Source organism: Streptomyces sp. NPDC002573 (assembly GCF_042889625.1).
Lineage (GTDB): Bacteria > Actinomycetota > Actinomycetes > Streptomycetales > Streptomycetaceae > Streptomyces > Streptomyces gibsoniae.
Genome location: NZ_JBIARC010000281.1, coordinates 1 through 1,151 on the forward strand (window position 1 = coordinate 1; position 1,151 = coordinate 1,151).

General features: G+C 71.6%; 1 protein-coding gene. It reads right to left on the reverse strand.

Annotation, left to right across the window (positions count from 1 at the left end; genetic code table 11):
* On the reverse strand, window positions 1–1,151 hold a 1,151-nt coding region (locus ACFYX0_RS47935; RefSeq protein ID WP_388982197.1), incomplete at both ends, for a glycosyltransferase.

Sequence of the window (1,151 nt, forward strand, 5' to 3'; positions counted from 1 at the left end):
GGGCGTTCTCCGTCCAGGCGGAACGCGTACAAGCCCATGAGGAGTTGCAGCAGCAGGAAGGCCAGCCACAGCCCGATGATCCGGACAGGGTCGAGGAAGACCAGCCCGTACACGGCGAAGATGTCCACCACGGGTGCGAGCAGCGGCAGCAGTACCTGGAAGAGCAGCAGATAGACCAGGCCCCGGCGGCCCAGCTTTCCGGACGCGCCGCGCTGCACCAGCGCGCCGCGGTGCTTCCACATCGCCTGCAGGGTGCCGTAGCACCAGCGGTAGCGCTGCCGCCACAGGGCGTTCAGGGACGCGGGCGCCTCGGTCCAGGCCACCGCGCCCTCCTCGTACACCACGCGCCAGCCGGCGCGGCACAGGGCCATGGTGAGGTCGGTGTCCTCGGCGAGGGTGACGTCGCTGACACCGCCGAGGTCCAGCAACGCCCGGCGGCGGAACGCGCCGACCGCTCCGGGAACGGTCGGCATGCATTCGGCGAGGTCGAACAGGCGGCGGTCGAGGTTGAACCCGACCACGTACTCGATGTGCTGCCAACGGCCCAGCAGGCCGCCGCGGTTGACGACCTTGGCGTTGCCCGAGACCGCGCCCACACGGGGGTCGGCGAAGGGCTGGACGATCGTGCGGACGGCGTCGGGTTCGAAGACCGTGTCACCGTCGACCATGACCACCAGCTCGCAGGTGGCTGCCGCGAGTCCGGTGTTGAGCGCTGCGGGCTTGCCCGCGTTCTGCTGCCGGATCACCCGCACGCCTGGCAGGTGCAGCGACTCGACCAGGTCGGCGGTGCCGTCGGTCGAACCGTCGTCGACCACGATGATCTCGACCGGATGGTCCGAGGCGAGCAGTGAGCGTACGGCCGCCTCGATCCCGGCGCTCTCGTTGTACGCGGGGACGATGACGCTCACCGGATCGGTCACCGGCGGCCCCCAGGACCGGCCCCGCTGACCGGCCCGTAGGCGCCGGTGCCGCCGGGCGGCGATCAGCACGACCACCGCGCGCAGCACGCTGATCGCTCCGGCCGCGTACATCAGCACGCCCAGCAGCCACACGGCCCAGTCGCCGCCCTGCAGCAGCTTGATGAGGGCCAGCCCCTGCAGACGGTCGCCGAGCCCGGCGGGCTGGACGGGTGCGGCCATGCCGACCGCGTC